At 62.3% G+C, this 26,596-nt stretch carries 25 protein-coding genes and 1 riboswitch; of the genes, 12 read left to right on the top strand and 13 right to left on the bottom strand.

Features of this window, described 5'->3' with window-relative positions:
* Positions 1 to 54: 54 nt before the first annotated feature.
* From cobM to ACORLH_RS01950, 9 genes are all read right to left on the bottom strand, one after another.
* Complete coding sequence (cobM, locus tag ACORLH_RS01990) at positions 55 to 846, bottom strand: precorrin-4 C(11)-methyltransferase (RefSeq protein ID WP_321830947.1); 792 nt, start codon at positions 844 to 846, stop codon at positions 55 to 57.
* A gap of 34 nt (positions 847 to 880) precedes the next feature.
* On the bottom strand, positions 881 to 2,740 hold the full coding sequence (cobJ, locus tag ACORLH_RS01985) for a precorrin-3B C(17)-methyltransferase (protein ID WP_321830946.1): 1,860 nt from the start codon (positions 2,738 to 2,740) through the stop codon (positions 881 to 883).
* The gene (cobI, locus tag ACORLH_RS01980) at positions 2,731 to 3,432 is read right to left on the bottom strand and encodes a precorrin-2 C(20)-methyltransferase (RefSeq protein WP_321830945.1); all 702 of its coding nucleotides are present in this window, start codon (positions 3,430 to 3,432) and stop codon (positions 2,731 to 2,733) included. Before cobI ends, cobJ begins: the two co-directional genes overlap by 10 nt.
* Positions 3,429 to 4,631 carry a precorrin-6y C5,15-methyltransferase (decarboxylating) subunit CbiE gene (gene cbiE / locus ACORLH_RS01975; RefSeq protein WP_321830944.1) on the bottom strand — a complete coding sequence of 401 codons (1,203 nt, stop codon included), beginning with the start codon at positions 4,629 to 4,631 and terminating at the stop codon, positions 3,429 to 3,431. Before cbiE ends, cobI begins: the two co-directional genes overlap by 4 nt.
* Before the next feature lie 54 nt (positions 4,632 to 4,685).
* Positions 4,686 to 5,336 carry a precorrin-8X methylmutase gene (locus ACORLH_RS01970; protein WP_321830943.1) on the bottom strand — a complete coding sequence of 217 codons (651 nt, stop codon included), beginning with the start codon at positions 5,334 to 5,336 and terminating at the stop codon, positions 4,686 to 4,688.
* Positions 5,337 to 5,410: 74 nt separating this feature from the next.
* The gene (locus tag ACORLH_RS01965) at positions 5,411 to 6,688 is read right to left on the bottom strand and encodes a sirohydrochlorin chelatase (protein WP_321830942.1); all 1,278 of its coding nucleotides are present in this window, start codon (positions 6,686 to 6,688) and stop codon (positions 5,411 to 5,413) included.
* 3 nt (positions 6,689 to 6,691) lie between these two features.
* A complete protein-coding gene (locus tag ACORLH_RS01960) occupies positions 6,692 to 6,934 on the bottom strand; it encodes a DUF6732 family protein (protein ID WP_321830941.1) in 243 nt (80 codons plus the stop codon).
* A gap of 465 nt (positions 6,935 to 7,399) precedes the next feature.
* Positions 7,400 to 8,395: a flavin monoamine oxidase family protein gene (locus tag ACORLH_RS01955; RefSeq protein ID WP_321832756.1), complete on the bottom strand. Its 996-nt coding sequence runs from the start codon at positions 8,393 to 8,395 to the stop codon at positions 7,400 to 7,402.
* A gap of 6 nt (positions 8,396 to 8,401) precedes the next feature.
* Positions 8,402 to 8,557, bottom strand: a complete 156-nt coding sequence (locus ACORLH_RS01950) for a hypothetical protein (protein ID WP_321830940.1) — start codon at positions 8,555 to 8,557, stop codon at positions 8,402 to 8,404.
* A 118-nt stretch (positions 8,558 to 8,675) separates the two neighbouring features.
* On the opposite strand from ACORLH_RS01950, the gene ACORLH_RS01945 reads away from it, so the two are divergent.
* From ACORLH_RS01945 to ACORLH_RS01925, 5 genes are all read left to right on the top strand, one after another.
* The gene (locus ACORLH_RS01945) at positions 8,676 to 9,659 is read left to right on the top strand and encodes a glutathione S-transferase family protein (protein ID WP_321830939.1); all 984 of its coding nucleotides are present in this window, start codon (positions 8,676 to 8,678) and stop codon (positions 9,657 to 9,659) included.
* A gap of 60 nt (positions 9,660 to 9,719) precedes the next feature.
* Positions 9,720 to 10,115: a DUF1636 domain-containing protein gene (locus tag ACORLH_RS01940; RefSeq protein WP_321830938.1), complete on the top strand. Its 396-nt coding sequence runs from the start codon at positions 9,720 to 9,722 to the stop codon at positions 10,113 to 10,115.
* Positions 10,112 to 11,050: a threonine-phosphate decarboxylase CobD gene (gene cobD / locus ACORLH_RS01935; protein WP_321830937.1), complete on the top strand. Its 939-nt coding sequence runs from the start codon at positions 10,112 to 10,114 to the stop codon at positions 11,048 to 11,050. The genes ACORLH_RS01940 and cobD overlap by 4 nt, the downstream gene beginning before the upstream one ends.
* Positions 11,047 to 11,955, top strand: coding sequence for an adenosylcobinamide-phosphate synthase CbiB (gene cbiB / locus ACORLH_RS01930; protein ID WP_321830936.1), 909 nt, complete (start codon positions 11,047 to 11,049; stop codon positions 11,953 to 11,955). Before cobD ends, cbiB begins: the two co-directional genes overlap by 4 nt.
* An 83-nt stretch (positions 11,956 to 12,038) precedes the next feature.
* Positions 12,039 to 13,229 (top strand): lytic murein transglycosylase, encoded by a 1,191-nt coding sequence (locus ACORLH_RS01925; protein ID WP_321830935.1) that lies wholly within the window; start codon positions 12,039 to 12,041, stop codon positions 13,227 to 13,229.
* A gap of 66 nt (positions 13,230 to 13,295) precedes the next feature.
* Here ACORLH_RS01925 and ACORLH_RS01920 read toward each other — a convergent pair whose 3' ends face one another.
* On the bottom strand, positions 13,296 to 13,655 hold the full coding sequence (locus ACORLH_RS01920) for a hypothetical protein (protein WP_321830934.1): 360 nt from the start codon (positions 13,653 to 13,655) through the stop codon (positions 13,296 to 13,298).
* A 107-nt stretch (positions 13,656 to 13,762) separates the two neighbouring features.
* Entirely contained in the window at positions 13,763 to 17,218 is a 3,456-nt protein-coding gene (locus ACORLH_RS01915) for a chromosome segregation SMC family protein (RefSeq protein WP_321830933.1), read from the bottom strand.
* A 231-nt stretch (positions 17,219 to 17,449) separates the two neighbouring features.
* Positions 17,450 to 17,666: riboswitch (cobalamin riboswitch) on the top strand.
* Between the two features lie 36 nt (positions 17,667 to 17,702).
* On the opposite strand from ACORLH_RS01915, the gene ACORLH_RS01910 reads away from it, so the two are divergent.
* The 5 genes from ACORLH_RS01910 to ACORLH_RS01890 all read left to right on the top strand — a co-directional run bounded on the left by ACORLH_RS01910 (position 17,703) and on the right by ACORLH_RS01890 (position 20,810).
* The gene (locus ACORLH_RS01910) at positions 17,703 to 17,882 is read left to right on the top strand and encodes a CbtB domain-containing protein (RefSeq protein ID WP_058245240.1); all 180 of its coding nucleotides are present in this window, start codon (positions 17,703 to 17,705) and stop codon (positions 17,880 to 17,882) included.
* Positions 17,883 to 17,896: 14 nt separating this feature from the next.
* On the top strand, positions 17,897 to 18,577 hold the full coding sequence (locus tag ACORLH_RS01905; protein WP_321830932.1) for a CbtA family protein: 681 nt from the start codon (positions 17,897 to 17,899) through the stop codon (positions 18,575 to 18,577).
* A gap of 64 nt (positions 18,578 to 18,641) precedes the next feature.
* Positions 18,642 to 19,178 (top strand): hypothetical protein, encoded by a 537-nt coding sequence (locus ACORLH_RS01900; protein WP_321830931.1) that lies wholly within the window; start codon positions 18,642 to 18,644, stop codon positions 19,176 to 19,178.
* A 115-nt stretch (positions 19,179 to 19,293) separates the two neighbouring features.
* Positions 19,294 to 20,364, top strand: coding sequence for a cobalamin biosynthesis protein CobW (gene cobW, locus ACORLH_RS01895; RefSeq protein ID WP_321830930.1), 1,071 nt, complete (start codon positions 19,294 to 19,296; stop codon positions 20,362 to 20,364).
* Entirely contained in the window at positions 20,361 to 20,810 is a 450-nt protein-coding gene (locus tag ACORLH_RS01890) for a GNAT family N-acetyltransferase (protein WP_321830929.1), read from the top strand. Before cobW ends, ACORLH_RS01890 begins: the two co-directional genes overlap by 4 nt.
* Before the next feature lie 5 nt (positions 20,811 to 20,815).
* Here ACORLH_RS01890 and ACORLH_RS01885 read toward each other — a convergent pair whose 3' ends face one another.
* Complete coding sequence (locus ACORLH_RS01885; RefSeq protein ID WP_165590050.1) at positions 20,816 to 20,986, bottom strand: hypothetical protein; 171 nt, start codon at positions 20,984 to 20,986, stop codon at positions 20,816 to 20,818.
* Between the two features lie 72 nt (positions 20,987 to 21,058).
* Between ACORLH_RS01885 and cobN the strand changes: the two genes are divergently transcribed.
* A complete protein-coding gene (gene cobN / locus ACORLH_RS01880) occupies positions 21,059 to 24,751 on the top strand; it encodes a cobaltochelatase subunit CobN (protein ID WP_321830928.1) in 3,693 nt (1,230 codons plus the stop codon).
* An 89-nt stretch (positions 24,752 to 24,840) separates the two neighbouring features.
* Here the strand turns inward: cobN and ACORLH_RS01875 are convergent, their stop codons facing one another.
* A complete protein-coding gene (locus ACORLH_RS01875) occupies positions 24,841 to 25,218 on the bottom strand; it encodes a hypothetical protein (protein ID WP_321830927.1) in 378 nt (125 codons plus the stop codon).
* 138 nt (positions 25,219 to 25,356) lie between these two features.
* Here ACORLH_RS01875 and ACORLH_RS01870 point away from each other — a divergent pair, with 138 nt between their 5' ends.
* On the top strand, positions 25,357 to 26,571 hold the full coding sequence (locus ACORLH_RS01870) for a TsoY family (seleno)protein (RefSeq protein WP_321830926.1): 1,215 nt from the start codon (positions 25,357 to 25,359) through the stop codon (positions 26,569 to 26,571).
* Positions 26,572 to 26,596: the final 25 nt, after the last annotated feature.

Genomic DNA, 26,596 nt, shown 5'->3' with positions numbered 1-26,596 from the left:
TGGCCCCAAGATGGGGGATTTCCAGTTAAGGTCAAGTAAACCTTTGACGAAATCTCACTCGTCGATGGGCTCTTCCAAGACCGCTCCCTCCACCGGACGCAGCACATGCGGCATCTTCGGATCATAGAGGGCTGAGTCTTTGAAATCACGAACCGTGCCAAGTGCCGGCCCCACCAGAATCAAAGCGGTGCGGGTGATCTTTTCAGCCCGCACTTTTTTGCGAATGTCGCTCAGCGTGCCTTTGATGAACATCTCATCCGGCCAGCCGACGCGGTAGCCCACCACAACCGGACACTCCGCGCCATAATTGGGCACCAGCTGGCGCTCAATCTCACGCAGATTGCGGATCCCCAGATGAATCGCCAAGGTCGCGCCGGTGCGGGCGAAGTTTTCTAGGGTCTCACCTTCTGGCATTGAGGTCGATTTCATCGACACCCGGGTTAGCACAATCGATTGCGCCACCTCAGGGATGGTCAACTCCTGCCCAAGGGCTGCAGCCATTGCCGCATAGGCCGGCACACCAGGGATGATCTCATAGGCAATGCCCTCGGCCTGCAACCGACGGATCTGTTCGGCAATTGCACCATAAAGCGACGGATCACCGGAATGCACCCGTGCCACATCCTGCCCCTTGGCATGGGCCGCCACGATCTCGGCATGGGTCTCATCCAGCGTCATCGGCGCCGTGTCCAGCACCCGCGCACCTTCCGGGGCACAGGCCACCACCTCTGGCGGCACCAAGGAGCCCGCATAGAGACAGACGGGGCATTCGCCGATCACCCGCTCGGCCTTTTTCGTCAGCAATTCGGGATCGCCCGGCCCCGCGCCAATAAAGTAAACGGTCATGCGCCGCGCCCCTCTTTCATCTTTCCAAAAATACTCACTGCGCTGCCTTCTCGGCCAGATCACCGTCAATTTTGCGCGCATAGCCCCGTGGCGTGAACATGCGGGGGCCTTCGCCCAGCTCCGCCAGTCGCGAATTGCTCGAACCGATCAGAACCACGGTCAGCATGTCGACCTCATCGACCTCCAGCTGGTCCAGACGGCGATAGCGCACATATTCCTCAGGCCGCCCCAGGGACGAGGCCAGCATCACCGGCGTATCGGCCGGGCGGTGCTGCAACAGGATCTCCCGCGCCTCGGCCAGCAGGGTCCGGCGGGTTTTGGACACTGGGTTATAGAAGGCAATCACGAAATCGCCCTCTGCCGCCGCTTTCAACCGGCGCAGAATGTCATCACGCGGGGTCAGCAGATCGGACAGCGAAATGGTGCAGAAGTCGTGCCCCAAAGGCGCCCCGGCCCGTGCCGCAGCCCCCTGCAATGCCGAAACGCCCGGCGAACAGATCACGTCCACCCGGTGCGCCGCGTCAGAGACGCCATGTTCCTCCGGCCCGCGATCCAGCAGTTCAAAGACCAGCGCGCCCATCGCGTAGATGCCCGCATCGCCCGAACAGACCAGAGCCACGTTCTTGCCCTTCGCCGCCTGTTCCAGCGCGTAGCGACAGCGCGCCTCTTCGCCGCCCAATGGGAAGTCCGACCGTTCCTTTCCGGCGGCCAATGGGCCCAGCAGATCGATGTAGAGGCCATAGCCAACCAGCTCTTCCGCCTCAGCCACCAGGCGCGAGACCTCGGGCGTGCGCCAACTGGCCTGACCCGGGCCAATGCCCACAACCGACAGACGGCCACGGGCGCGGCCCGCCACCGCGGTCACAGGGGCCTCGGCCATCGCCAGCGCCGCTGTGCCCATGGCGGTTTTGCGTTTCGGATGGGTCAGTGTCACAGCCGCGCCCCCCGCGGCCAAGGCCGCGTTTTCGGCCACACCGTGGGTGCCAATCTCGGCAAAAACCACCTCGGATGTGGTGGCGCAACGCGGGGTTTCCGCGTCCAGCTCCGCCGCTGTGAACAGGCGCAGCGGCACGTTGAACTTCGCCGCCAGTGCGTTCATCGCAGGCTCATCCGCTTTCAGGTCCGCCGTGGCAATGGCCGCCAGCGCACCAGACGCAACACCCGCATCCGCCAGCAGCTCTGCGACCAAGCCATCCAGCTCCTCCGCCGGGCAATTGCGCGAACAGCCAATACCCAGAATTGCGCGCTGCGGGTGGAAGACCAGCGTGGTCTCCTTCGTCACCTCAACAGGTGCCACAGTGCAGTGAATGGTCACCCCGTCACCTTTCGGCAGATCCGCCAGCCAATCGGCCGCCTCAACCGCCTCACCCACCAACGTAGCACCAGCGCCCGACAGCAAGGCCGCCATCGCCGCCTTGGCGTTTTCAGGGTTGGCCAGAACCCAGCCCTGCGGCGGTTCATCCAGCGCCACGCCCATGGCGACATCCCCGGCTGTGGTCACAGCCGCGGTCGCCTCCAACGCCGAAGCGATCTCACCGGCCAGACGGTTGGCGCCGCGATGTCCGCCCAGAAGCGGCACCACAACGGACCCGTTATCAGACACCGACACAACCGGCGGCTCCGCCCGTTTGTCACTCAGCAATGGCGCAACCGCACGGATCAGGATGCCGCTGGCACAGACGCCAACCACCGGCACACCGGCCGCAAACAAATCCCGCGCATGGTCCAGCGCATTGGGGAAAAAGGCATCGGCCTGTGCCACACGCCCCTCACGGCCGTGCACCTCAGCACCCAGAACCGCCGCCACTTGATGCGCCACCGCCTCGCCCGAGGCACTCAGCGCCAGAACAACCGGCGTCACATTTTCGCCCGCAGGCCCAGAAGTTACAGCCATGGGTCGCCCCCCTTCACCAGTAGAATCATTGAGAAATAGGGCGCCTTCTCCGGCGCCTCCTTAAGCGGGCAAACCACCTCTTCGGGCAGGCTGGCACGCTCGATATACATGGCCTTTTCGGTCAGGCCCAAGGCCTCGATCACGCCACGGATCTTGGCCAGATGGCGGCCGACCTTCATGATCGCCACGCTTTCCGCGCCTTCGATCCGGCTGCGTAGCTCCGCCTCCGGCAGGGGGCCGGGCAGCACCGTCAGCCGTTCATTGCGCGCCGCCAAAGGCACACCGGCCCGCGCCGCGCAGGTGGTGATTGAGGTCACGCCGGGTACCACCTCAACCTCAAACCGTTCGGACAAGCGGGCAAAGAGATACATGAAGGAACCGTAGAAAAAAGGATCGCCCTCACAGAGGCAGATCACATCCTCACCCGCCTCCAGTGCCGCAGCGATTTCCGTTGCGCCCTTGTCATAGGCGGCCTGCGCCGGGGCACGGTCCACCGTCATCGGCACGTCCATCACAATTTCACGCGCGCCCGCAGGGATCACATCGGCCGCGATGGCGCGGGCAAAGCTGTCGCCACCTGCTAAGGCCGGATAGGCCACCACCGTGGCCCCCGCAATCAACCGATGGGCCCGCAGGGTCATCAGGTCGGGATCACCCGGCCCCAGCCCCACACCATAGAGTTTACCGGTCATCGTTTGATCAGGCTCCACTGGGTGACGGTGCGCAGCGGTTTCCAACCGCTCAAAGGGCCAATCGCCTCCGCCCGTTCGACCGAGATCTTGACCAGCTCACCACCGTAATCCTTCTGCAGCGCAATCAGCGTCGCCTCACTTTCGATGGTCACCGCATTGGCCACCATCCGGCCCAAAGGACGCAGCGCCTCCCAGGCGAACTCGAATGTCTCCCGGCTGAGACCGCCGCCAATGAACACCGCGTCGGGGGCCGGCAGATCCTGCAGGGCGGCGGGCACGGTGCCATCCACCAGCTGCAGCTTCGGCACCCCCAGCGCCAGCGCGTTTGCGGCTGCCATCGACCGGCGATCAGCACGCGGTTCAATCCCGATGGCCTGCGCATAAGAGGCCGAGCGCATCCACTCCACCGCGACCGAACCACAGCCGGTGCCAATGTCCCACAGCAGTGCGCCGCGCATCGGCATCAGCTTGGCCAGCGTCGCCGCACGGACCTCTTGTTTGGTCATGGTGCCGTCGTTCTGAAACAGATCATCCGCCAGCCCCGGCACCCTCGGCAAAAGCGCCGCATCAGGTGCAGCGATGCAATCCACTGCCAGCGTGTTGAACGGCGGCACCTCGTGTTCCCAGCCCTCTGCGACACCGTCAAACCGCTGTTCTTCCTCACCACCCATATTGGCCAGCACCGTCATCTTAGATTTGCCAAAACCACGGGCGGTCAGGAAGGCGGCAATCTTGCCAGGGGTGTCCGAACCGGTGGTCAGGATCAGCAACCGTGCATCCGGCTGGATAAAGGCGATCATCTGCTCCACCGGACGGCCATGCACCGTCAGCGTCTCCAGATCCGCCATCGACCAGCCCATGCGCGCCGCCGCCAACTGGAAGGCCCCGACCTGCGGGTGATAAACCAACTCGCTCGGATCAATCTCACGCCCGATCCGTGCCCCGACCGAAAACCACAGGGGATCGCCGGTGGCCAGAACCACCACACGTTTACCTTTCAGCTCCTGCAACATGCCAATAAGCGCATCAAAGGGCGAGGGCCAGGCCAGCCGCTCGGCCGTGACCGCCGCAGACAGTTCATGATGGCGTTCCCCACCCACAATCACCTCTGCTGCTTCGACAACCGCGCGGGTGGCGGGCAGCAGCCCGTCCATACCGTCCTCACCAATGCCAACAATATGCAACCAAGGATCAGACATGGGCCGCCCCTTTCAATGTTCTGCAAATACTCTCGCCGAAGGCATGCCGATCTTTCATCGGGTTGCCTCCGCTTGTTCTTCTGGCAGCCCCGCTGCCAACGCGTTCACTGCGGCTGAGGCAATGGCTGAGCCGCCGCGACGGCCACGCAGGGCGACAAAGTCACAACCGCGCGGGTTGGCGGCCAATTCGGCCTTGCTCTCTGCCGCGCCGACAAAACCCACCGGGAAGCCAAGGATCACCGCCGGTTTCGGCGCGCCTTGGTCGATCAGCTCCAACAGATGAAACAGCGCGGTGGGGGCGTTGCCCACGGCCACGACAGCCCCGTCCAGATGATCGGCCCAAAGCTCTACCGCGGCGGCAGAGCGGGTGTTGCCAATGCCTGCCGCGATGCCGGGTGTACGGGCATCGTTCAGGGTGACGATCACCTCATTTTCGGCCGGCAGGTAGCGCCGGATGATGCCCGCGCCGACCATTTCGCAATCACACAGGATCGGTTTGCCCGCCTGTAAAGCCGCGTGGCCCGCCGCATAGGCGTTTTCAGAAAACGCCAGCCGGTCCGCAACCTCAACCATGCCACAGGCGTGGATCAGCCGGATCGCCATACGTTCCATGCCGGCATCAAACCGGTCCAGACGCGCCTCACGCCGGACGGTGGCGAAGCTTTCGGCGTAGATCGCCGAGGGGTTCTTTTCATAGGGTCGCATCTGTCCCCCTTTGTGCATGTGGCTACCGCAGGATGCCTCCGGCGGGAGTATTTTCAGGATCATTGAAAGGGCGTTCAGCGCTTGCGGCGTGCACTTTCCGGCCCCAGCGGGTGTTTGGCATGCGGATATTCGGCATGCACGTGGTCATGATCGTGGTGATGGTGATGGTGATGGTGATGGCCATGTTCGTGATCGTGGCTGCGACCATGTTCGTGATGATGGTGGTGGTCATGCCCGTGATCATGCCCGTGGTGGTGATGCCCCATATCGAGACGACACTCCCCAGTGCAGAACAGATCGCAAAGTTTACAATCCGCCACGTTTGACCCCGGCGCCGAGGCGCCCTGACCTTCGACGTGGTGGTGGTGGCTTTCCTGGACCGAGCCGACCTCATCCTCAAAGCCCAGCACCTGCACGCGGTATTTGCACATCACGCAGGTGGGCGGCGGCACGGAGGCCAGCGCCGGATGCGCCGTGCCTTCGGCAGCCTTGGCGCGGTCCTCGGCGGAGATGACGATTTTGCCCTCTTCCAGCGCCAGTTCCTGGGTGCGGAACAGGCAGGTGCCACAGTTCGGCGGCGGCACCGCGCCCACCTGTTCGGTGATACGCTCGGCAAAAGTGGCCAGAACATGTTCGTGGTCGTTGAGATAACCCGCTTTGACAAAATCGATCTCAGGGTGATCGGCGGCCACCTTATCAGTGAAGCCATAGATCCGGTCGATCAGGATGCCGGTGAACAGGAAGTAGGGGAAAACGATGACACGTTTGTAGCCCAGCTTGGTCACATGGCGCAGGCAGGGTTCCACCAACGGGAAGGTCACACCGGAGTAGCCGACCTCCAGCCAGCCAAAGCCCATGCCCTCCTGCAGCAGGCGGGCGATCTTGGAGACATTGGCGTTGGCATCCGGGTCCGAGGCACCGCGGCCGATGACCACCAGACAGGTGTCATGCAGGGCAACCTCACCCAGTTCAGCGTTGGCCTGATCCACGGCGTCCTGAATACGGGCCCCTGCAGCGGCGACCATCTTGGGGTCGACACCCAGTTCGCGGCCGTAAGACACATCGATGCCGTGTTTGGTGGCATAGGTGTTCAGCACCGTTGGGATGTCATTTTTGGAATGCATCGCCGCAAACAGCATCCCCGGCACCGCCAGGATCTTTTCGCAGCCCGCTTCGCGCAGACGGTCCAGCCCGTCGCGGATCACCGGATTGGCAAACTCCAGATAGCCGTATTCCACCATCCAGTCCTGCGGCAGCAGGGGGGGCAGTTTTTCGGCAAGGACAGAAAATTCGTCAACTGCGGCCTGGCTACGCGAGCCGTGACCGCAGATCATCACTCCAATTTTGCTCATGGCTTAAGCTTCCTGCAGCTCTTCTTCGCTAGGCTCTTCATCGGTTTCAGATTCGGTTTCGGCCTCGGGGTCTTTTTTCTTGCCCTTCAGACCGGCAATCAGCGCAATCGCCCCTGCGGCGCCCAAAGCGCCCAGCGCGATCCAGTGATCGTGACCGGCAAGTTCGCCCAGATGGCCGATATGCGCCTGTGCGGGCGCGGCCAACAGGACGCTGCCGGATGCAACAACAGAATAGATAGCTTTCATGCCTCTCCCCAGTTCAACTCTTCTCTCAGAGAGAATGCCCGGGTACGGGCACCTGACGACGTTTGCCCCTGATCCCCTGTTTGGGTCGATCGCACAAACACACCTCTCCGGCCCCGTCATTGGGGCTTCGTCTGAGGCGCACTATAGGCAGCGTGCCGCAGTGCCGCAATGCGGTTCGCGGCATGTGTGGCAACAAAGCCGACCTTAGGCTCAGGACCCATTAATGTTCCGCACCGGCGCCAAAATCGCAAAATCTCAATGGTTTGAGGCGCGCCGGAAAGAGTGGTTCTCTTTTCAAGCGCCTCACGCCGTTGAGATGCAGCGATTTTGGCGTCTTCGATTTGGCGGTTTTTCGAACTGAGCGGCGTCATATAGCCTTGAAATAGATCACTATTCCTGCGGCCATGTTCCTTGTCAGTTCGAAAATCTGCCAAACCGGTGCAGGAAGATTAATGGGTCCTGAGCCTAGGCTTGAAGCAACTGGTCCACCGCCTCATAGGCGGAAAAGGCCGCGCCATGTACGGTTGATCGCACCTCACCGCCCAGCGCTTCGCCAGCGAAGAACAGGCGCCCCGCCACCGGACGGAAGGCATAGACCAGAGTACCTTGGTCGCCTTCGTCATAATCGTTGGCATAGGTGCCATTGATGTAGGGCACGCGGTCCCAGTTCTGAACCTGAACCTTTTCAACCAGTTGGCTGGCGGCGCCGTCATAGATCCGGTCCAGTTCCGCCAGCAGATCGCGTTCGATCTGCGCATCGGACTGCCGGGCGGTGGCCAGGGGCACATTGCTGTTTTGGAACAGGCCCAGCACATGGTCACTGCTATCCTTGCCAAAGGCCGCGTTGTAGAAAATCCGCTCGGACCAGGTATCGGCGGTGAAGCCGGACACGCCTTGCGGCAAAGTGATGTCGCCGTAGAAGCGTTCCTTGAATTTGAAGAACGCCTTTAGCCCGCTGCCAAACACCGTATCACCCAGCGCCGCCTTGATCCGGCGGGGCAGGCCGGGGGCGAAACTGATTCCCCCTTTCTGCAGCACTGACAGGGGGATGGTCACAATCACATGGTCCGCACTATAGCGGGCTTTTGCGGTAGTGACTGTCACGCCAGCGTCTGAATGTTCAATCCGGGTTACCGGTTCGCTGAGGCGCAGGGATGCGCTGACCGACGGCAGCATGTGACGCTCAAAGAAGCCATACCATGTGGTGCGTTTGAACTTGCGTTCCGCATAGGCCAGCCGCAGCCAGTTGGCACTGCCACGGCTTTCGCCATCCCAGGTGTCATAGGTCTTGGGCCGGTAGGTGATCGTTTCCTCTTCCACCTTGGCGGCGGGGTTATCCACGATCTCGCTCAGGACGGAATGATCGGCATGGATCCATTCGGCCCCCAGATCGATGGGAAAATCGGCAAAGCCCTGCAGCCGTTTGATCCGCCCACCCCAATGCGGTGCGGCCTCAAGGATTGTGACCTACGCCCCTGCACGGCGCAGCAGATACCCGGCGGTGATCCCCGCCACACCTGCGCCGACAACGATCACCCGCTGTCCAGCCTTCGCCCGTCCAAGGCCGGGTCCAAACAAGGTTGCCGCCAAAGCGGAGAGGCCAAATGCGCGCCGTGAAATCATAGGAATACCCTTTCCATCGCAACACTGTGCAGAAATGCAGAAAACCTGCGCCCGCATAGGCCTGTGCGCGCCCAGCGCTGCGCCCTACCTTCTGCACAGAAACGCATAGGAGCATGAAATGGGTAAGCTGGTCGACGGAAAATGGCATGATGTCTGGTATGACACCAAAGACAGCGGCGGCGCCTTCAAACGGACCGAGGCCACGTTCCGCAATTGGATCACCGCAGATGGCAGCGCTGGCCCTTCGGGCGAAGGGGGCTTCAAGGCCGAAAGCGGTCGCTATCACCTCTATGTCTCTTACGCCTGCCCCTGGGCTCACCGCACCCTGATTTTCCGCGCCCTCAAGGGCTTGAGCGACCATATCACCGTGTCCGCCGTGCATCCCGACATGTTGTCCGACGGCTGGCATTTTGGCACCGATTATGAGGGCGCGACGGGCGACACGCTCTACGGTATGCCCTTTGCCCGCGACATTTACCTGAAGGCGATGCCGAACATGTCGGGCCGGGTCACCGTGCCGATCCTCTGGGACAAGGAGCGGGAGACGATCGTTTCCAACGAAAGCTCCGAAATCATCCGTATGTTCAATTCCGCCTTCAACGGGATCACCGGCAACACCGATGACTACTGGCCCGAGGGTGAACGGGACGCGATCGAAGAGGTCAACGCGCGGATCTATGACACGCTGAACAATGGCGTCTACAAATCCGGCTTTGCCACCACGCAATCCGCCTATGAGGCGGCGGTTTACCCGCTGTTTGACACGCTCCACTGGCTGGAAGACCGGCTGAGCCAGAACCGCTACCTGATGGGCGATCACTTGACCGAGGCTGACTGGCGCCTGTTCACCACGCTGATCCGGTTCGATCCGGTCTATCACCTCCATTTCAAATGCAATCGCCAGCGGATCGTTGATTACCCCAATCTCTGGGCCTATACGCGTGAGCTTTATCAAGTGCCCGGCGTGGCTGAGACGGTGAATATGGACCACATCGTGCGCCATTATCACTACAGCCATGACAGCATCAATCCGCACCGGATTGTGCCGATCAACCCGGTTCTGGACTATCTGGAACCACATGGTCGTGAACACCTCAGCTGATTGCCCACTTGTGTCGCTGCGCGTTTTCCGCTTTCTCTGCCTGAAAGAAGGAGCGCGCGCATGACAACCTGGATCACGGTCTGTGACACCTGCAAGCTAGACGATTGGGAGGCCTCGGGCCGCGAGCAGAAAGATGGTGAGGTCTTGGCCGAATTGGTTGAGGCGGCAGCTGCTGATTGCGCGGACGTGCAGACCCGGCGGGTGTCCTGCCTGATGGGCTGCAGCCACGGCTGCAACATTGCCATCCAGGGCACAGACAAGCTGAATTATACGCTGGGCCGGTTTGAACCGGGTGTTGAGGCGGCGGAGGCCATTGTGGAATACGCCGCGCTGCATGCCGAAAGCGCCAGCGGCCAGGTGCCGTTCCGCCAGTGGCCGCAAGGCGTCAAAGGGCACTTCGTGACCCGCCACCCGCCGCTGCCGAAACCTGAGGTCGAAGCTGAGGCCGCAGAATGATCCAGGAGGCCCGGGACCATGGCGGTGGCGTTGACGCCGCCGCAGCCCGATACGGTGGCACCCGCGCCGATTGGCTGGACCTGTCGACCGGCATCAATCCGGTGCCCTATCCGGTTGGCACCTTCGACATGGACGTCTGGACCGCCCTGCCCGACAAAGGCGCGCAACAGGCGCTGATCGCCGCCGCCTGTGATTTCTGGCAGGTGCCAGAAGGCGCCACTGTGCTGGCCGCGCCCGGGGCCTCCGCCCTGATTGCCCGCATCCCCGCGCTGGCGCCCAAGGGCCGCGTGGACATCCCGCGCCCCACCTATAACGAACACGCCGCCGCCTTTGAGGCCGCAGGCTGGCAGCTGTCCGACACTCAGGCAGAGGCCCGCGTGATCGTGCACCCGAACAACCCGACCGGTCAGTTCTACGACGCGGAACCCACCGGCCCCGCCCTGCATATCATCGACGAAAGCTTCTGCGATATCGCGCCGGATCGCTCCCTGATCAAACTTGCCACCCAACCCGGCACGGTGATCCTGAAAAGCTTTGGCAAGTTCTGGGGGCTTGCCGGCGTACGATTGGGCTTTGCCATCGGTGATCCCGCCCTGATCGCGCGTCTGGAACAGATGCTGGGCCCCTGGCCGGTTGCCGGGCCAGCGCTGCGCATTGGACAGCAGGCGCTCACCGATCAGAAATGGGCCGTGGAAACCCGCGCCCGTCTGACCGCAGACAGCACGCGGCTGGATCAGTTGATGACCGGCGCGGGTGCAAAGCTACACGGTGGCACGCCGCTCTTCCGCCTCTATGAGGTCGAGGATGCCGCCCAGTGGCAGACCCGCTTTGCCGAGGCACGGATCTGGACCCGCACCTTCCCTTATTCGCGTCATTTCATCCGCCTTGGCCTGCCCGGCCCAGACCAATGGCACCGGCTGGAGACCCTGCTATGACCCTCATCCTTGCCATGCTGCTGGACGCCGCTGTGGGCGAACCCAAGGCGATCTACAACCGCGTGCCCCATCCCGCCGTCCTGATGGGGCGGCTGATCGGCTGGGCCGACGACAGGTTCAACCAAGGTGAAAACGCAAAGAGCGACCGGCGCCGCAATGGCATCCTGACCATGCTGGCACTGGCCATCGGCGCGCTGATCCTGGGAAAACTGCTGGCCGCCTTTGGTCCACTGGTGGAAATCCTTGTGCTGGCCGCCCTGCTGGCCCAGCGCAGTCTGGTTGATCACGTGCGTGACGTGGGCAACGCCCTGCGCCTTTCCGAAGGCGACGGCCGCATGATGGTCGCCCGCATTGTTGGCCGCGATACCTCCGCGATGGATGGCCCCGCGATCAGCCGCGCCGCCATCGAAAGTGCGGCCGAGAACTTCAGCGACGGGGTGATTGCGCCGATTTTCTGGTTTGCGCTTTTGGGCCTGCCGGGGCTGCTGCTTTACAAGATCACCAACACTGCCGACAGCATGATCGGCTACCGCACCGAACGGCACCGCGATTTCGGCTGGGCCGCGGCGCGGTTTGACGACCTCCTGAACCTAATCCCGGCCCGGCTGACCGCCGTTTTGATCGCTGCAACCCATCAGGTGTTTCACGGCTGGCCGCTGCTGGTGCGGGATGCCCGCCAGCACCGGTCCCCCAATGCTGGCTGGCCCGAGGCCGCGATGGCCCGTGCGCTCAACGTCGCCCTGTCCGGTCCGCGATCCTATGACGGGGAAATGCGCGATTTTCCTTACGTGAATGTCGACGGCAGCCATAACGCCAATCCAGATCACATCGATGCCGCCTGCACAGCGCTTTGGCGGGTCTGGGGCGTGGTGCTGGGGCTGGCACTCCTGCTGACCCTGTTCTGACCACGCCGCACGCTGGCGACTGGCTAGCGATTGACGGACGATGGTGCTACCGTCGCCGCACCCATTTCAATTTTGAGGCATTTATGAAACGCCCCCTGATCACCAAAGCACTCACCACTTTCGCCCTCACCGCGACCCTTGCCACAGCCAGCTACGCCGCCGAATGTGGCGGCGGATTTAACGGCTTCGTCAAAGGCCTGCGTCAGGAAGCCCAATCGATGGGCTATGACGCCGGGTTGACCAAACGCTTCTTTGCAAATGTCGCGCAGGACCAGAAGGTTCTGGCCGCCGACCGCCGTCAGGGCGTGTTTCAGAAGAACTTCACCGAGTTTTCGCGCCACCTGATTTCCCAGAACCGGATCAACACCGGCAAGAAGAAGGCCCAGCAATACAGCGCGATTTTTGACCGGATTGAACGGGAATACGGCGTCTCGCGCGGGGTGCTTCTGGCGTTCTGGGCGTTTGAGACCGACTACGGCGGCTACCAGGGCGATTTCAACACGCTGAACGCGCTGGTGACCCTGTCACATGACTGCCGCCGCCCAGAATTGTTCCGCCCGCAGGTCTTTGCCGCCCTGGAACTATATGCCCGTGGCGAATTTGATCCGAACCGCACCACCGGCGCCTGGGCCGGTGAGATTGGCATGGTACAGATGCTACCCGCCGACATCATCGAAAACGGTGTGGATGGCGATGGTGATGGCAAAGTCTCGCTGAAAACCTCCGCCCCTGATGCGCTGCTGTCGGGTGGCAAAATGCTCAGCCATCTGGGCTGGCGCGCCGGTGAGCCGTGGTTGCAAGAGGTCACTGTGCCTGCCGAAATGGACTGGTCCCTGTCGGGCACCGCAAAGGCGCTGCCAATCAGCAAATGGCAGGCGATGGGCGTGCAACCCCGTTCAGGCGCCTGGCAGGCGAAGGGCCTCAACGGCAAGCTGATCCTGCCCCAGGGCCGCAAAGGGCCGGCCTTTATCGCCTATCCGAACTTTGACGTTTATTTCGAATGGAATCAGAGCTTTACCTATGTTCTGACCGCAGCCTACTTTGGCACCCGCCTGATGGGTGGCCCGGTGTTTGACGGTGGCGCACCGGAACAGGGGTTGAGCGGCCCGCAGATGAAACAGCTGCAGAAGAAGCTGGCCGCGCGGGGTCACGACGTGGGCAAGATCGACGGCATTCTAGGCGCGGGCACCCGCGCGGCAACGCAGGCTGAGCAGAAACGGCTGGGTCTGCCCGCCGATGCATGGCCCACGGCAAAGTTGCTGAACGCACTGTAAAGGGCTCACCCCGAAGGACGACTGGAAAGACCGGCCGCGCGCCGGTCTTTTCATGTCAGCGCCGGGTTAATCCCGCACCGGAAACCGCTGCCCTTCGGCGGTCAGCACCACCAGCCGGCCGCCATTTTCCACGACCCGGTCACAGCGCGTCACCTCGGTGATGAAATCCACACAGACCACACTGCCCGCAGTGACCCGCCATTTGCCATGCCAATCGCCACCGCCCGCATAGGACCACATATAGGTGCCATCTTCGCGATAGTGAGACTGCCCGCCGTCATAAAATTCCAGCGTTTTGCCCATCAACCGTTCGCTTAAGTCCGCAGGGTCAAACAGTTGATCGCCCGCCCGATCCTGCCAGTCCTGCGCGAAGGCAGGCAGGGCCAGGCCGATCGCCAAAACCACGCTGGTCATTTTGTGCCACATGCTATGCCTCACTGATTGGATCACCGCACAGTGACACGCATTGCAGCACAAAGGTGGTCACAATGCGATAAAGCTTCAGTGAAGATCGGCACAAGCGATCAGCCGGATCACGCCACCAGCGCTTCGGCCTTTTTCAGGTCAACGCTGACCAGCTGGCTGACGCCCTGTTCCTGCATGGTGACGCCAAACAGGCGGTCCATCCGCGCCATGGTCACTGCATGGTGGGTGATGATCAGGAAGCGGGTATCGGTCCGACGGCACATTTCGTCCAGCAGGTCGCAGAACCGGGTCACGTTGGCATCATCCAGCGGCGCATCGACCTCATCCAGCACACAGATCGGCGCCGGGTTCGCCAGGAACACCGCAAAGATCAGCGCCATGGCGGTCAGGGTCTGTTCGCCACCCGACAGTAGCGACAGGGTCGAGAGTTTCTTGCCCGGGGGCTGGCACATGATCTCCAGCCCGGCGTCCAGCGGATCCTCACTCTCGATCAGTTCCAGATTGGCCTCACCGCCACCAAAAAGATGGGTGAACAGCAATGAGAAGTTGGAGTTCACCTGCTCAAAGGCCGTCAGCAGACGTTCGCGCCCCTCTTTGTTGAGGTTGGCAATGCCCGAGCGCAGCGCCTTGATCGCCTCCTCCAGATCGGCCTTTTCATCAACCAACGAGCCGTGTTCCTCACGGACCTCTTTGGCATCTTCTTCGGCACGCAGGTTCACCGCCCCCAGGGCATCGCGCTGGCGTTTCAGGCGGTTCACATCCTGTTCCAGCGCTTCGGCATCGGCCATGTCTTCGGGGTTGGTGTCCAGTGTTTCCAGCAGTTTCTGCGGCGTGACCTGCATCACCTCATTAATGCGCTCAACGGTCAGTGCCACGGTTTCACGGGCGGCTTCGGCACGGGCTTCGGACCCGGCGCGGGCTTCGCGCGCATCGGAGGCGGCGCGTTCCGCATCCCGTTCGCCCTGTTCCGCCAGACGCAGCGCCGCTTCGGCCTCGGCCAGAACATCGGCGGCCTCCTTGCGGCGCGCCTCAGCGGTTTCGATCGCCTCCCCCAGATCTTCGCGCTTTTCCGCGATCTCTTCGGGCAGCGCCATGGCTTCGGCCAGTTCTTCCTCGGATTCCTCTTTGCGGTCTGCCAGTTCCGAGCTGCGTTTGGATGCGGTCTCCAACCGGTGTTTCCAGCCCGAGATTTCCTTGGTGACCTCCTGGCTGCGACGCAGGCGCGCCTCGCCTTCGCGGCGCACCTCATCATGGGCCGAGCGTTTGGTCATCATGGTCATCCGCGCGGCCTCAACCGTCAGCTTCAGATCCTCAACCGCGGCGCGGGCTTCGCTGAGGTCATCAAGCTCACCCAGGGCCTCCTCCGCTTCGACAACACGGGCGCGGGATTCCATCGCCTCATCCTCATGACGTTCAACTGCCATGCCGAGGCTTTCCAGTTTTGATCCGGCCAACGTCATATCCGCTTCGGCGCGCGACAGACGGCGGCTGGCCTCATTGACCAGACGGTCCGCATCCCGTCGCGCCTGACGGGCGGCCTGATCGGCGCGGGTCAGATCGGCCAGGCGCTGGGTCAGCGCCTCATGTGCCGCACGGGCCGCTTCGGCGCGGGTATTGGCATGCTCTGACTGCTGTTTCAGCTCTTCCAGACGGTTCAGCTGCTGCAAACGCAGCGCCGCGGCCGAGGGCGCATCCTCGGCCCAGGCGCGATACCCGTCCCAGCGCCACAGATCCCCTTCGAGGGAGACCAGACGCTGACCGGGCTGCAACAGCGGCTGCAGGCGCGGCGCATCTTCGGGATCGATCAGGCCGATCTGTGCCATCCGGCGGGCCAGAACATCGGGCACAGACACATGGTTTGACAGGGGCGGCACGCCGGGCGGCAGCGCCTGAGCCTCATCATAATCGGGCAGTTCGGTCCAACCCGAAGGGCCATCGCCCTCAACCTGGGGCGCGCGCAGATCATCAGCCAGCGCCGCACCCAGCGCCTTTTCAAAGCCCATTTCCACCTGCAGACGGTCAAGGATCTGACCACCCTCAGCGGTGTCACGTTCCAATAGCTTGGCCAGCGCCGTGACCTCAGCCCGCAGCGCGTTCAACTCACCCTCGGCCTCGGACCTCTCTGCGCGCACATCAGCCTCGCGCGATTGCGTCTCAGCCCGCGCGGCCTCCGCCTCCATCAGTGTTTCTTCGGCGTTTTCTGCCGTCGCCTGCGCCAGCTCTGCCTCTTCCTCGGCCGCTTCGAAATTCGCCTGCGCCTGTTCCGAGGCCTGCTGCGCCGTAGCAACCGCATCGCGCGCTTTCAGCGCCTCAGCCTCGGACCGGGCCAGTGTTTTGCGCACATCATCCAGCATCCGCTGCGCCGATTGGTGACGGGCCGACAGGCGGGCCACATCTTCGGTCTGCTGCGACATCTCGGTTTCGCGATCCTGCAGAACCAGTGCCGCCTCATGCGCCATCTCTGACGCAATTTCCAGCTTATCTTCATGGCCTTCGCTGGCCTTCTGCAGCTCACGCGCTTCCCACTCCAGCCGCTCAATCGTTTCGCCTGCATCGCGGTTCAGACCCGCTTCGCGCTCGATATCCTTACCCATCTGCAGAATGCGATTTTTCAGGGTTTCGATCGACTGCAGCGCCTGCGCTTCCTGATCTTTCAGCGTGTCGCGCTGAACCGCCAGCCGCTGCAGGATCGCCGCGGCAATCGCCTCTTCTTCGCGCAGGGGCGGCAGGCCGGCATCCAACTCGGCCCGCATTTTGGCGATTTTGCGCGCCTCGGCCTCGGCCTGTGCGGTTGCGGTGACACGGCTGCGCAATTCTTCCTCGGCAGCAAGCCGGGCCTCATCCGCTTCGCGCCACCGCCGGTAGAGCAGCAGCCCCTCCGCTTTTCGCAGCTCTTCCCCGATGGTGCGATAGCGCGCCGCCTGACGGGCCTGACGATCCAATGTCGCCAGCTGGCTGGCCAGCTGATCCACCACATCATCCACCCGGGCGAGGTTCTGCTCAGCCCCTTTCAGTTTCAACTCAGCCTCATGACGGCGCTGATAAAGACCCGAGATCCCGGCCGCCTCTTCCAGAATACGCCGCCGTGCTTTGGGCTTGGAGTTAATCAATTCCGAGATCTGCCCCTGCCGCACCAGCGCTGGCGAATGCGCCCCGGTGGAGGCATCGGCAAACAGCATCTGTACGTCACGGGCGCGCACATCCTTGGTGTTGACCTTATAGGCAGAGCCGACGTCACGGGTGATCCGGCGGACGATTTCCAGCTGGTCCTCTTCGTTGAAGCCAGCAGGTGCCAGCCGCTGTGAGTTGTCGATGACCAGACTGACCTCAGCGAAATTGCGCGCCGGACGGGAGGAGGCACCGGCAAAGATCACATCCTCCATGCCGCCGCCGCGCATTGCCTTGGGGCGGTTTTCCCCCATCACCCAGCGCAGCGCCTCAAGAAGGTTCGACTTGCCACAGCCATTTGGACCCACGACTCCGGTCAACCCGTCCTTGATCAGCAGATCGGTCGGATCGACAAAGCTTTTAAAGCCGGTCAGTCTGAGTTTGGAAAACAGCACGTGCTGTGGCGTCCCCTAATGATTCCAGTTGTGATTCCAAAGTCCCCCGATCCTGAGAGCCGCAGCGCCGTTGAGTCAACGCAAACGCCCCTTATTTCGGGTTATCCCAGCAGTTATCCACAAAATATTGCGATTCTTCGCCGATATTGACCCTAGATTAAGGGGGCTTCTGGTCGTTTTTGGCCCGCCAATGCGCGCAAAACGCGCTTGACGCATTGCAGCATTCCGCGCGATTAAAGGGCTTAGTATGGTTCCCATCTCAGAGCGCAAAGCGTTCGGGACGAAGAGGGAATGTGGAATGGGTGACCCAATCCGGGGCCCACAGCCGCAGCCGCCCCCGCGACTGTCAGCGGAGAGTGCCTGCAAGTGCCACTGAGCCACCGCTCGGGAAGGCCGCAGGTGCATCGACCCGCCAGCCAGGAGACCTGCCATGCGATAACGATAACCCAATCCGTCGGGGATGACGGAAGAGGAGACAGAACAAATGACCACTATGACTGCGACGAAGACCGCCGCAAAGTCCAACACCTCGGCGCTGGTTGGTTTCATTTTTGCCGCTGTGATTGGCATGGGCATCGTCACCGTTGCCGGCCACGTACAGGCAGACACCCTGCATGATGCCGCACATGACGTGCGCCACGCCACTGGCTTCCCCTGCCACTGAGCTGACCAGACATCATGTTTGCTAAAATCGGGACCAGCGCGTTGTTCGCTGGGTTTGCAGCAGGGCTGATTGCCGCCGTGCTGCAACTGGTATTCGTGCAACCTGTGCTCTTGCACGCCGAACTCTACGAGGGCGGCGATCTGGTGCATTTCGGGGGAACACTGAACGCTGTTGAACAGGAGCTGCCGGGCTTTGACGCGATGCGCGACGGGCTGAGCGTTCTGTTCACCGCACTGATCTACACCGGCTATGCCTTCATGCTGGTGGGCGCCATGGCGCTGGCCAGCGACCGCGGCCATGCCGTGACCGCGCGCAACGGTATCATCTGGGGCATTGCAGGCTATATCGCCTTCCATTTCGCCCCCGCTGTCAGCCTGCCGCCGGAACTGCCCGGTGTTGCAGCGGCCGATGTTGTGGACCGTCAGATCTGGTGGTTCGGCACGGTGATTTCCGCCGCGATCGCGATGGCGCTGATCGGCTTCGGTTCGGGCTGGGCCGCATGGGGTGTTGCCGCCGTGCTGCTGCTGGCACCTCATTTGATCGGCGCACCGCAGCCTGAACATTTCGCCGGCCCCGTGCCGCCGGAACTGGGCGGGGAATTTGCCGGTCGCGCCCTTGGCGTTGGCCTGGCCTCCTGGGCGATCCTTGGCTGTTTCGCCGGCTTCTTCTGGAGCCGCGCCGAGGCTGAAGGTTAATCCAATACACAGACGCTGGGCCGGGGGCATTGTTCCCGGCCTTTAGCCGAAAGGACCCGTAGAGATGAAGAGCCTCTACCTTGCGATCATCGCCCTGTTTTTTGGCACTGGATTTGGCTTCCTGCTGGCGGTCAGCAGCAACGCGCAGCTGGAAGGCCACGACCATAATGACCCCGCCGCGCACGGCGCAGGCACCGGCCATCTGGCCCATGACATGCCCCATGACACGACTGCAGGTGCCATGACCGGTCACGATCACAGCGCCATGCTGGATGTCACGAGTGAGGCCACTGGTATGCCAGACCTGTCGCTGGAGCTGCACCATGACGGGGGCAACAGCTATAACCTGCAAGTGCGCTATCAAAACTTTGCCCTGACCCCTGAGGCGGTGAATGGTCCGCATGTGCCCGGCACAGGCCACGCCCATATCCATATCGATGGGGTCAAGCTGACCCGGCTCTACAGTGACTGGTTCCTGCTGTCGAACCTGACACCGGGCGCTGAGGTCAAGGTGACCCTGAACGCCAACAGCCATGAGCAGCTGATGCACAGCGGCAAGATGGTTGAGGCGGTGATCACCGTCCCCGCCGCGCAGAACTGACGCAGAAACACACACATCAACTGCGCTCCGCCTCACTGGCCCTCGGCCGCGGAGCGCAGTAGACAGAACCCAACGCCGCTGCCCCGCGCAGACACGCCCGAAACGGAGAGCCCACATGCCCGCCAAGATCCCTGCAACCGTTGTGACCGGTTTCCTCGGTGCCGGTAAAACCACCCTGATCCGCAATATGCTGGCCAATGCCAATGGCAAGCGCATCGCGCTGATCATCAATGAATTCGGCGATCTTGGTGTGGATGGTGACATCCTGAAAGGCTGCGGTGATGAGACCTGCACCGAAGATGACATCATGGAGCTTTCGAACGGCTGCATCTGCTGCACCGTGGCCGAAGACTTCATCCCGACGCTGGAAAAGCTGTTGGATCGGGATCAGAAACCCGATCACATCGTGATCGAAACCTCCGGTCTGGCGCTGCCGCAGCCCTTGGTCCGCGCCTTCAACTGGCCCGAAATTTCCACCCGCGTGACCGTGGACGGTGTGGTCACCGTTGTGGATGGCCGCGCCGTGCAGGATGGCCAGTTCGCCCACAACATCGCCGCCGTGGACGCGCAGCGTAAGCTGGACGAAAACCTGGATCACGAAACCCCGCTGTCGGAACTGTTCGAAGATCAGGTCACCTGCGCCGATATGATTGTGGTGAACAAAACCGACCTCCTCAGCGCAGAGGAAGCCACCCAGCTGACCACCCGCCTGAAAGACGAAAGCCGCGACGGCGTGCAGGTGGTCAAAGCCTCCATGGGGGTTCTGCCGGTGGATGTGCTGCTGGGTCAGGGTGTGGGCGCCGAGGCTGATATGGCCGCGCGTCACGAAAGCCACCATCACCACCATGATCACGATCACGAGGTTGGCGACGATCATCACCATCATCACCACGATCACGACCATGACGATTTCGAAAGCTTCGTTGTGGAACGCGCCGAAATCACCGATCCCAAAGCCTTTGCCGATCAGGTGGTCAGCGTCATTCGCGATCACGGCATCCTGCGCCTGAAAGGCTTCGCTGCAGTGACCGGCAAGCCGATGCGCCTGACCCTGCAGGCGGTTGGCCCGCGCATCGACACCTATTTTGACCAGCCCTTCGGCAGCAACCCACGCAAAACCCGCTTGGTGGTGATTGGGGAGTCCGGCCTGGACCGCGCAGCAATTGAGAAGGCACTGCAAGCATGATCACCATCGCGCAGGAATCGCCCCTGACCGAGGATGGCCGCACCCTGTTGGCTGGCTCAGACGCGGCCCTGCGCGCGGTCTACTCGGCAGAGGAATGCTTCACCCTCGATCCCGAGGAGCTGGTGGATGACAGCATCACCTTCCTCGTCGCGCGGGAAGAAGGCGCCGCCCTTGGTTGCGTGGCGCTGGTTGATTGCGGCAGCTACAGCGAGGTGAAACGCCTCTTCGTGACGCCTCAGGCGCGCGGCAAACGCCTGGCGCGCCTGCTGATGGCCGAACTGGAAGCCCGCGCAGCCGCATTGGGCCATCAGGCGGTCAATCTGGAAACCGGCGACAAGCTGGAAGCCGCGGTCGCGCTTTACAAACGCCTCGGCTACGCGGTCATCGGCCCTTTCGGGGACTATCCCGATCACCCCGCCAGCCTGTTCATGGGCAAAGCACTTTGACCGGCTCAGCCCTTGTGCTCTTTTTCCGGCGCTTTACCTTCGGCGGCCGCTTTCTTCATGCGCTCCAGCAAGGCCGCCTTATCGGTGCCCTTGTCGTTGTTGCGGCGGTTGTTTTCATTGCGCGGTTTGTTTTTGCCGTAGGTGGGCTTCACCCCGCCCATTCTGCTGTAATCCATCTGATCACCCTTCCACTGGTTTTGACGGCTCTTGCCGCAATCTACCACAAAGCTCAAGCAAAGGTCCGCTAGATGCATCTTCTCGCCGCCACTCCGGGATCGATTGATGACGGGCAGGAACCCGTGGATCTGGGCCAAAGCCCGGCTGATGTGATCTTCATCTCTGCGGCCGACACGGAACTGGCGGCCCTCAGCCAGGCCCGCGCCGATCTCAGCGATGCGCCTAGCCTGCGCCTGTCCAACCTGACCCATCTGCAGCATCCGATGTCTGTGGATCTGCATCTGGACAATTGCGCCACGAAATCACGGCTGGTGGTGGCACGCATTCTGGGCGGGGCGGGCTACTGGAAATACGGGTTCGAACAATTTGCCGCCCGTCTGGCGGAGGCCGGTGTGCCCTTTGTGGCCCTGCCCGGGGACGACAAACCCGACGCCGAGTTGCGCGGCCTTTCGACCGTGTCGTCGGAAGACTATGATGCACTCTGGGCCTATCTGGTTGAGGGCGGGCCGGACAACGCGCTGAACTTCCTCAGCTATTGCAACTGGATGCTGGCGGATCATCAGGGTGAGGCCCCACAGGCCGCTGCCCCCCTTCTACGCGCCGGGGTCTACTGGCCCGGCGCCGGTGTCGCCGACATTGCCGCCGCACAGGGCGCATGGCGCGACGGCCAGCCTGTGGTGCCGGTGATCTTTTACCGCGCCTTGGTGCAGGGCGCTGGCCTGAACCCGATCAACCGTTTGGTGAAATCGCTATTGCGCCAGGGGCTGAACCCGCTGCCGATTTTTGTGGCCTCCCTGAAAGATCCAGTATCGGTCGCGACGCTGGAAACCCTTTTCACCGCGGCGGCGCCCTCGGTGATCCTCAATACCACCGCCTTTGCCGTTGGCAGCCCCCATGCGGGCGACCAGGCGCCGGACAACCCGCTGACCATGCCCGCCGCCGCCGAAGCACCGGTGTTTCAGATCGTTCTGGCGGGCAGCACCGAACAGGCCTGGGCTGAGGGCCTCACCGGTCTGTCTGCCCGCGACATTGCAATGAACGTCGCCCTGCCTGAGGTCGACGGCCGCATCCTGTCACGCGCCATCAGCTTCAAGGATGAAGCCTATTTTGATGAGGCCACCGAATGCCCCATCGCCACCTACCGCGCCCAGGGCGACCGGATCGATTTCACCGCCCGCCTTGCCGCCAATTGGGCCAAGCTGCGCCACAAGGCCCCGGCTGATCGCCGGGTTGCCATGGTGCTGGCAAACTACCCCAACAAGGACGGGCGGCTGGCCAATGGTGTCGGCCTCGACACACCCGCCGCCGCTGTGAACATGCTGCAGGCGCTGGCCGGGGCAGGCTACAGCGTTGAAAACGCGCCCGCCGACAGTGACGCGCTGATGCAGCAGATCATGGCCGGGCCCACCAACTGGCTGACCGATCGCGCCGCGCGCGACGGCGGCACGCCCATGACGCTCGCCAGCTACCGGCAGCATTATGATGCCCTGCCCTGGGAGGTGCGCGAACAGATCGAGAGCCGCTGGGGCCAGCCCGAGGAGGATCCGTTCTGCGATGGCAACGGCTTTGCCCTGTCGATCTTCCCGTTCGGCAATGCGGTGATCACGGTGCAGCCCGCCCGCGGCTATAACATCGACCCGACCGACACCTATCATTCGCCGGATCTGGTGCCGCCACACAACTATCTGGCCTTCTATTTCCAGCTGCGCCATGAGTTTGGCGCCGATGCGATCGCCCATATGGGCAAACACGGCAATATGGAGTGGCTGCCCGGCAAGGCACTGGCGCTCTCCTCGACCTGCTGGCCTGAGGTGGTCTTTGGCCCCACGCCGCATCTATATCCGTTCATCGTCAATGACCCCGGCGAGGGCACCCAAGCCAAACGCCGCGCGCAGGCCGTCATCATCGACCACCTGACACCACCGCTGACCCGCGCCGAAAGCTATGGACCGATGAAGGATCTGGAGGCGCTGGTCGATGAATACTATGAGGCCGCCGGCGTGGATCCCCGCCGCATTGAACACCTGCGGCGTGAAATCCTCTCGCTTACCTCGGCCACCGGAATCGGCGAAGATGCTGGGCTAAAAGGTGAGGATGAAGACAGCGATCTGGCCAAACTGGACGCTTACCTGTGTGATCTGAAAGAGGCCCAGATCCGCGATGGGCTGCACATTTTCGGCACGTCGCCCGATGGCGATCAAGCCCGCGATCTGACCATCGCGCTGGCCCGCGTGCCCCGCGGTCAGGGCAAAGGCGCGGACAACTCGCTGATCCGGGCATTGGCCGAGGATCTGGAGCTTGGCTTTGATCCGCTGGACTGTGACATGGCCGCCCCCTGGCAGGGCCCGCGTCCTGGAGTGCTGGCAGATCTCGACACTGCCAATTGGCGCAGTCATGGCGACACGGTGGAACGTCTGGAACTGCTGGCAATCGTCCTCCTCGACACCGAAGGCGCTGCCCCCGGTCCCTCGTCAGCCGAGGTGCTGACGCACCTGCGCACCACGATCCGTCCCACGCTGGACAGCTGTGGCCCCGCCGAAACCGATGGCTTCCTGCAGGTTCTGGACGGCCGGTTCCTGCCCCCCGGCCCCTCTGGCGCGCCGACCCGCGGACGGTTGGATACCCTGCCGACAGGGCGGAATTTTTATTCGGTCGACAGCCGTGCGGTGCCGACCCCAACGGCCTGGGCGCTGGGGTGGAAATCCGCCAACCTGTTGATTGAAAAGCACCTGCAGGATCACGGCGACTGGCCGCGCAGCCTGCTGGTCACTGCCTGGGGCACTGCGAATATGCGCACCGGTGGCGATGACATTGCCCAAGCGCTGGCCCTGATGGGGGTCAAACCCAAATGGGACAATGCCAACCGGCGTGTCACCGGGTTTGAGATTTTGCCAGCCTCGGTGCTTGACCGGCCCCGGGTTGACGTCACCCTGCGTATTTCTGGCTTTTTCCGCGATGCCTTCCCACAGCTGATCGCTTTGGTGGACAGCGCTGCCCGCGCGGTTCAGGCCCTTGAGGAGCCAGAGGATCAAAACCCCGCCGCCGCCCGCGCCCGGTCCGGCGAAGGTCAGGCCCGCGTTTTCGGCTCCAAACCCGGGGCCTATGGGGCGGGTCTGCAGGCCCTGATTGATGAGCGGATCTGGAATGACACCGCCGATTTCGCAGAGGCTTATCTGGAATGGGGCAGCTATTCCTATGGGGCCGGCGGCGAAGGGCAAAAGGACCGCGACGGGCTGGAACAACGCCTGTCACAGGCCGAAGCGATTGTGCAGAACCAGGACAACCGCGAACATGACCTGCTGGACAGTGATGACTACTACCAGTTCGAAGGCGGTGCCGCGGCCGCGGTGAAAACCCTGCAGGGGCAGGACCGGCCCATCTATCACAATGACCATTCCCGCCCTGAACGTCCGGTGATCCGCACGCTGGACGAGGAAATCGGCCGGGTGCTGCGGTCACGCGTGGTGAACCCGAAGTGGATCGATGGGGTCAAACGCCACGGCTATAAAGGCGCCTTTGAGATTGCCGCGACGGTCGATTACCTCTTTGCCTTTGCAGCGACCACCGGAGCGGTCAGAAATCACCATTTTGATTTGGTACATTCCGCGTTTCTGGAAGATCAGGACACCCGCGATTTCATTGCCGAGCATAACGCGCCAGCCCTACGCGAGATTGCTGAACGTTTGCAGGAAGCCATGGACCGCGGGCTGTGGACACCGCGATCAAACTCGGCCCGTGCCTTGATCGAGGCGCTGCGGGCCTAGCTCCTCAGTGGTGTTCAGCACCCTCCGCTTTTGGCCTTGGTTAGGTGGCACATCTGCCGCCTCATCCAGGGCCATTCGTCATATCGTCCCTAACCTGGATCGAGATCGCAGGTTAGGACCTCCGCCGCGAAGCCATCCAGGGCATCCAAACCCTGCAACATACATTTGGATGCACTGCTACCGCCTGTTGGCACTGCCCCTTGCGCGCAGTGAAGCCGCGCGGTGACAACCGCCACATCGCCCGAGATCTGACGAACCCGACAACCAGACACCTGTTCAATCGCCAACCCGGCCAGGGTGCCGACCTGAGCCATTCGGGGCCTAAGCATCCGGTTGAGGCGGATAGCCTCCGCCGTGGTGCCATTGGTGCGCACCGCAAACTGCATCCCGCCAAGGTCAACCCGCGTTGCCGGCAGGCCCCGAAAATCACGCCCGGCCATATCACAGGCCGCGAGCATAAGAATCACCAAAATCCATCTCATCTAAGGACTGTGCCACAAAGGGGTTAACAGCCCCCTAATGCTGCCCCCTGCGACAATCCATCATTTGTATTCCATTTCCAGAATATATATACATTCGGCATATGGAATATTTTGGAGGCCACCATGGCACAGACTCTTTCTAGACCAGCCGACAGCCATAACCCGCTGTATTTCCTCGCCTCTTTGGGCGCAGGCGGATTGTCCGTCACATTTTTCATGTATCTGATGTTTTGGATCCCCCACCCCGGCCAGCCCGTGCCCGTCTTCGAAGACATCGCCCGCGCGCTGACAACGGGCAGCGCCCCTATGCGGGCAAGCGTCGTGATCGCCCTTGCGGGAATCGCAGTTTTTGCGGTGATGAACCTCACCTCACTGGTGTGGAACCTCAAGGCGCTGAGTGCCTTCAAGAGGACGCAAGCCTATGAAACATTGACCAAAACCAACGCTCAATCCAGCCTGTTGGCCGCCCCGCTGGCAGTGGCGATGAGCATTAACGGAATGTTCATTGTTGGTCTGGTATTTGTACCGGGGCTGTGGTCGGTCGTTGAATATCTGTTTCCGCTGGCAATGGTTGCCTTTCTGGCGCTGGGGATCTGGGCGCTGCGTCTGATTGGTGACTATCTGGGGCGGATCCTGTCACAGCCTGGTGCTTTTGACCTGAAGGCGCATAATTCCTTTGCGCAGATGTTGCCGGCATTTGCGCTGTCGATGATTGGCGTGGGTCTTTCGGCCCCGGCCGCGATGAGCAGCAACCAGACGGTGGTGGGCATCGCCTTGGTCCTGTCGGGCTTCTTTGCAGTGGCGGCGCTGCTTTATGCTGCGTTTGCCGGCCTCACCGCGATGAACGCGATGTTGCAACACGGCACTGCCAAGGAGGCTGCGCCGACCCTGTTGATCCTTGTGCCGTTGATGACAGTGCTGGGCATTCTGTTCCTGCGGCAGAACCACGGGCTGCACACGCAGTTCGACAGCCATGTCACGCCGGGGGAAACGATGATGATGCTGGGGCGGATGTTGGCCGTTCAGGTGAGCTTCCTGCTGCTGGGCCTCGCAGTGCTGAAACGCCTTGGGTACTTCGGTGACTTTGTCTTTGGACGCAAAACCTCGCCTGGGTCCTACGCGCTGGTCTGTCCCGGGGTGGCGCTCTCCGTGATGCTGCACTTCTTTGTGAACAAAGGTCTGGTGGGCGCCGGTGTGATTGACAAGTTTTCCACCGCCTATTGGGCGCTGACCGCTTTGGCGCTGCTCAGCCAAATCCTGATGATTGCGCTTGTTTTGAGGCTGAACCGTCAACACTTCCGCGCTGTCCCGCAGGGATCTGCCCTGCCTGCGGAATGAACCAATAGGTCAGGGGCACAACGCC

Source organism: Thalassovita sp. (assembly GCF_963691685.1).
Lineage (GTDB): Bacteria > Pseudomonadota > Alphaproteobacteria > Rhodobacterales > Rhodobacteraceae > Thalassobius.
This window is presented reverse-complemented; position numbering and strand designations above follow the sequence as displayed.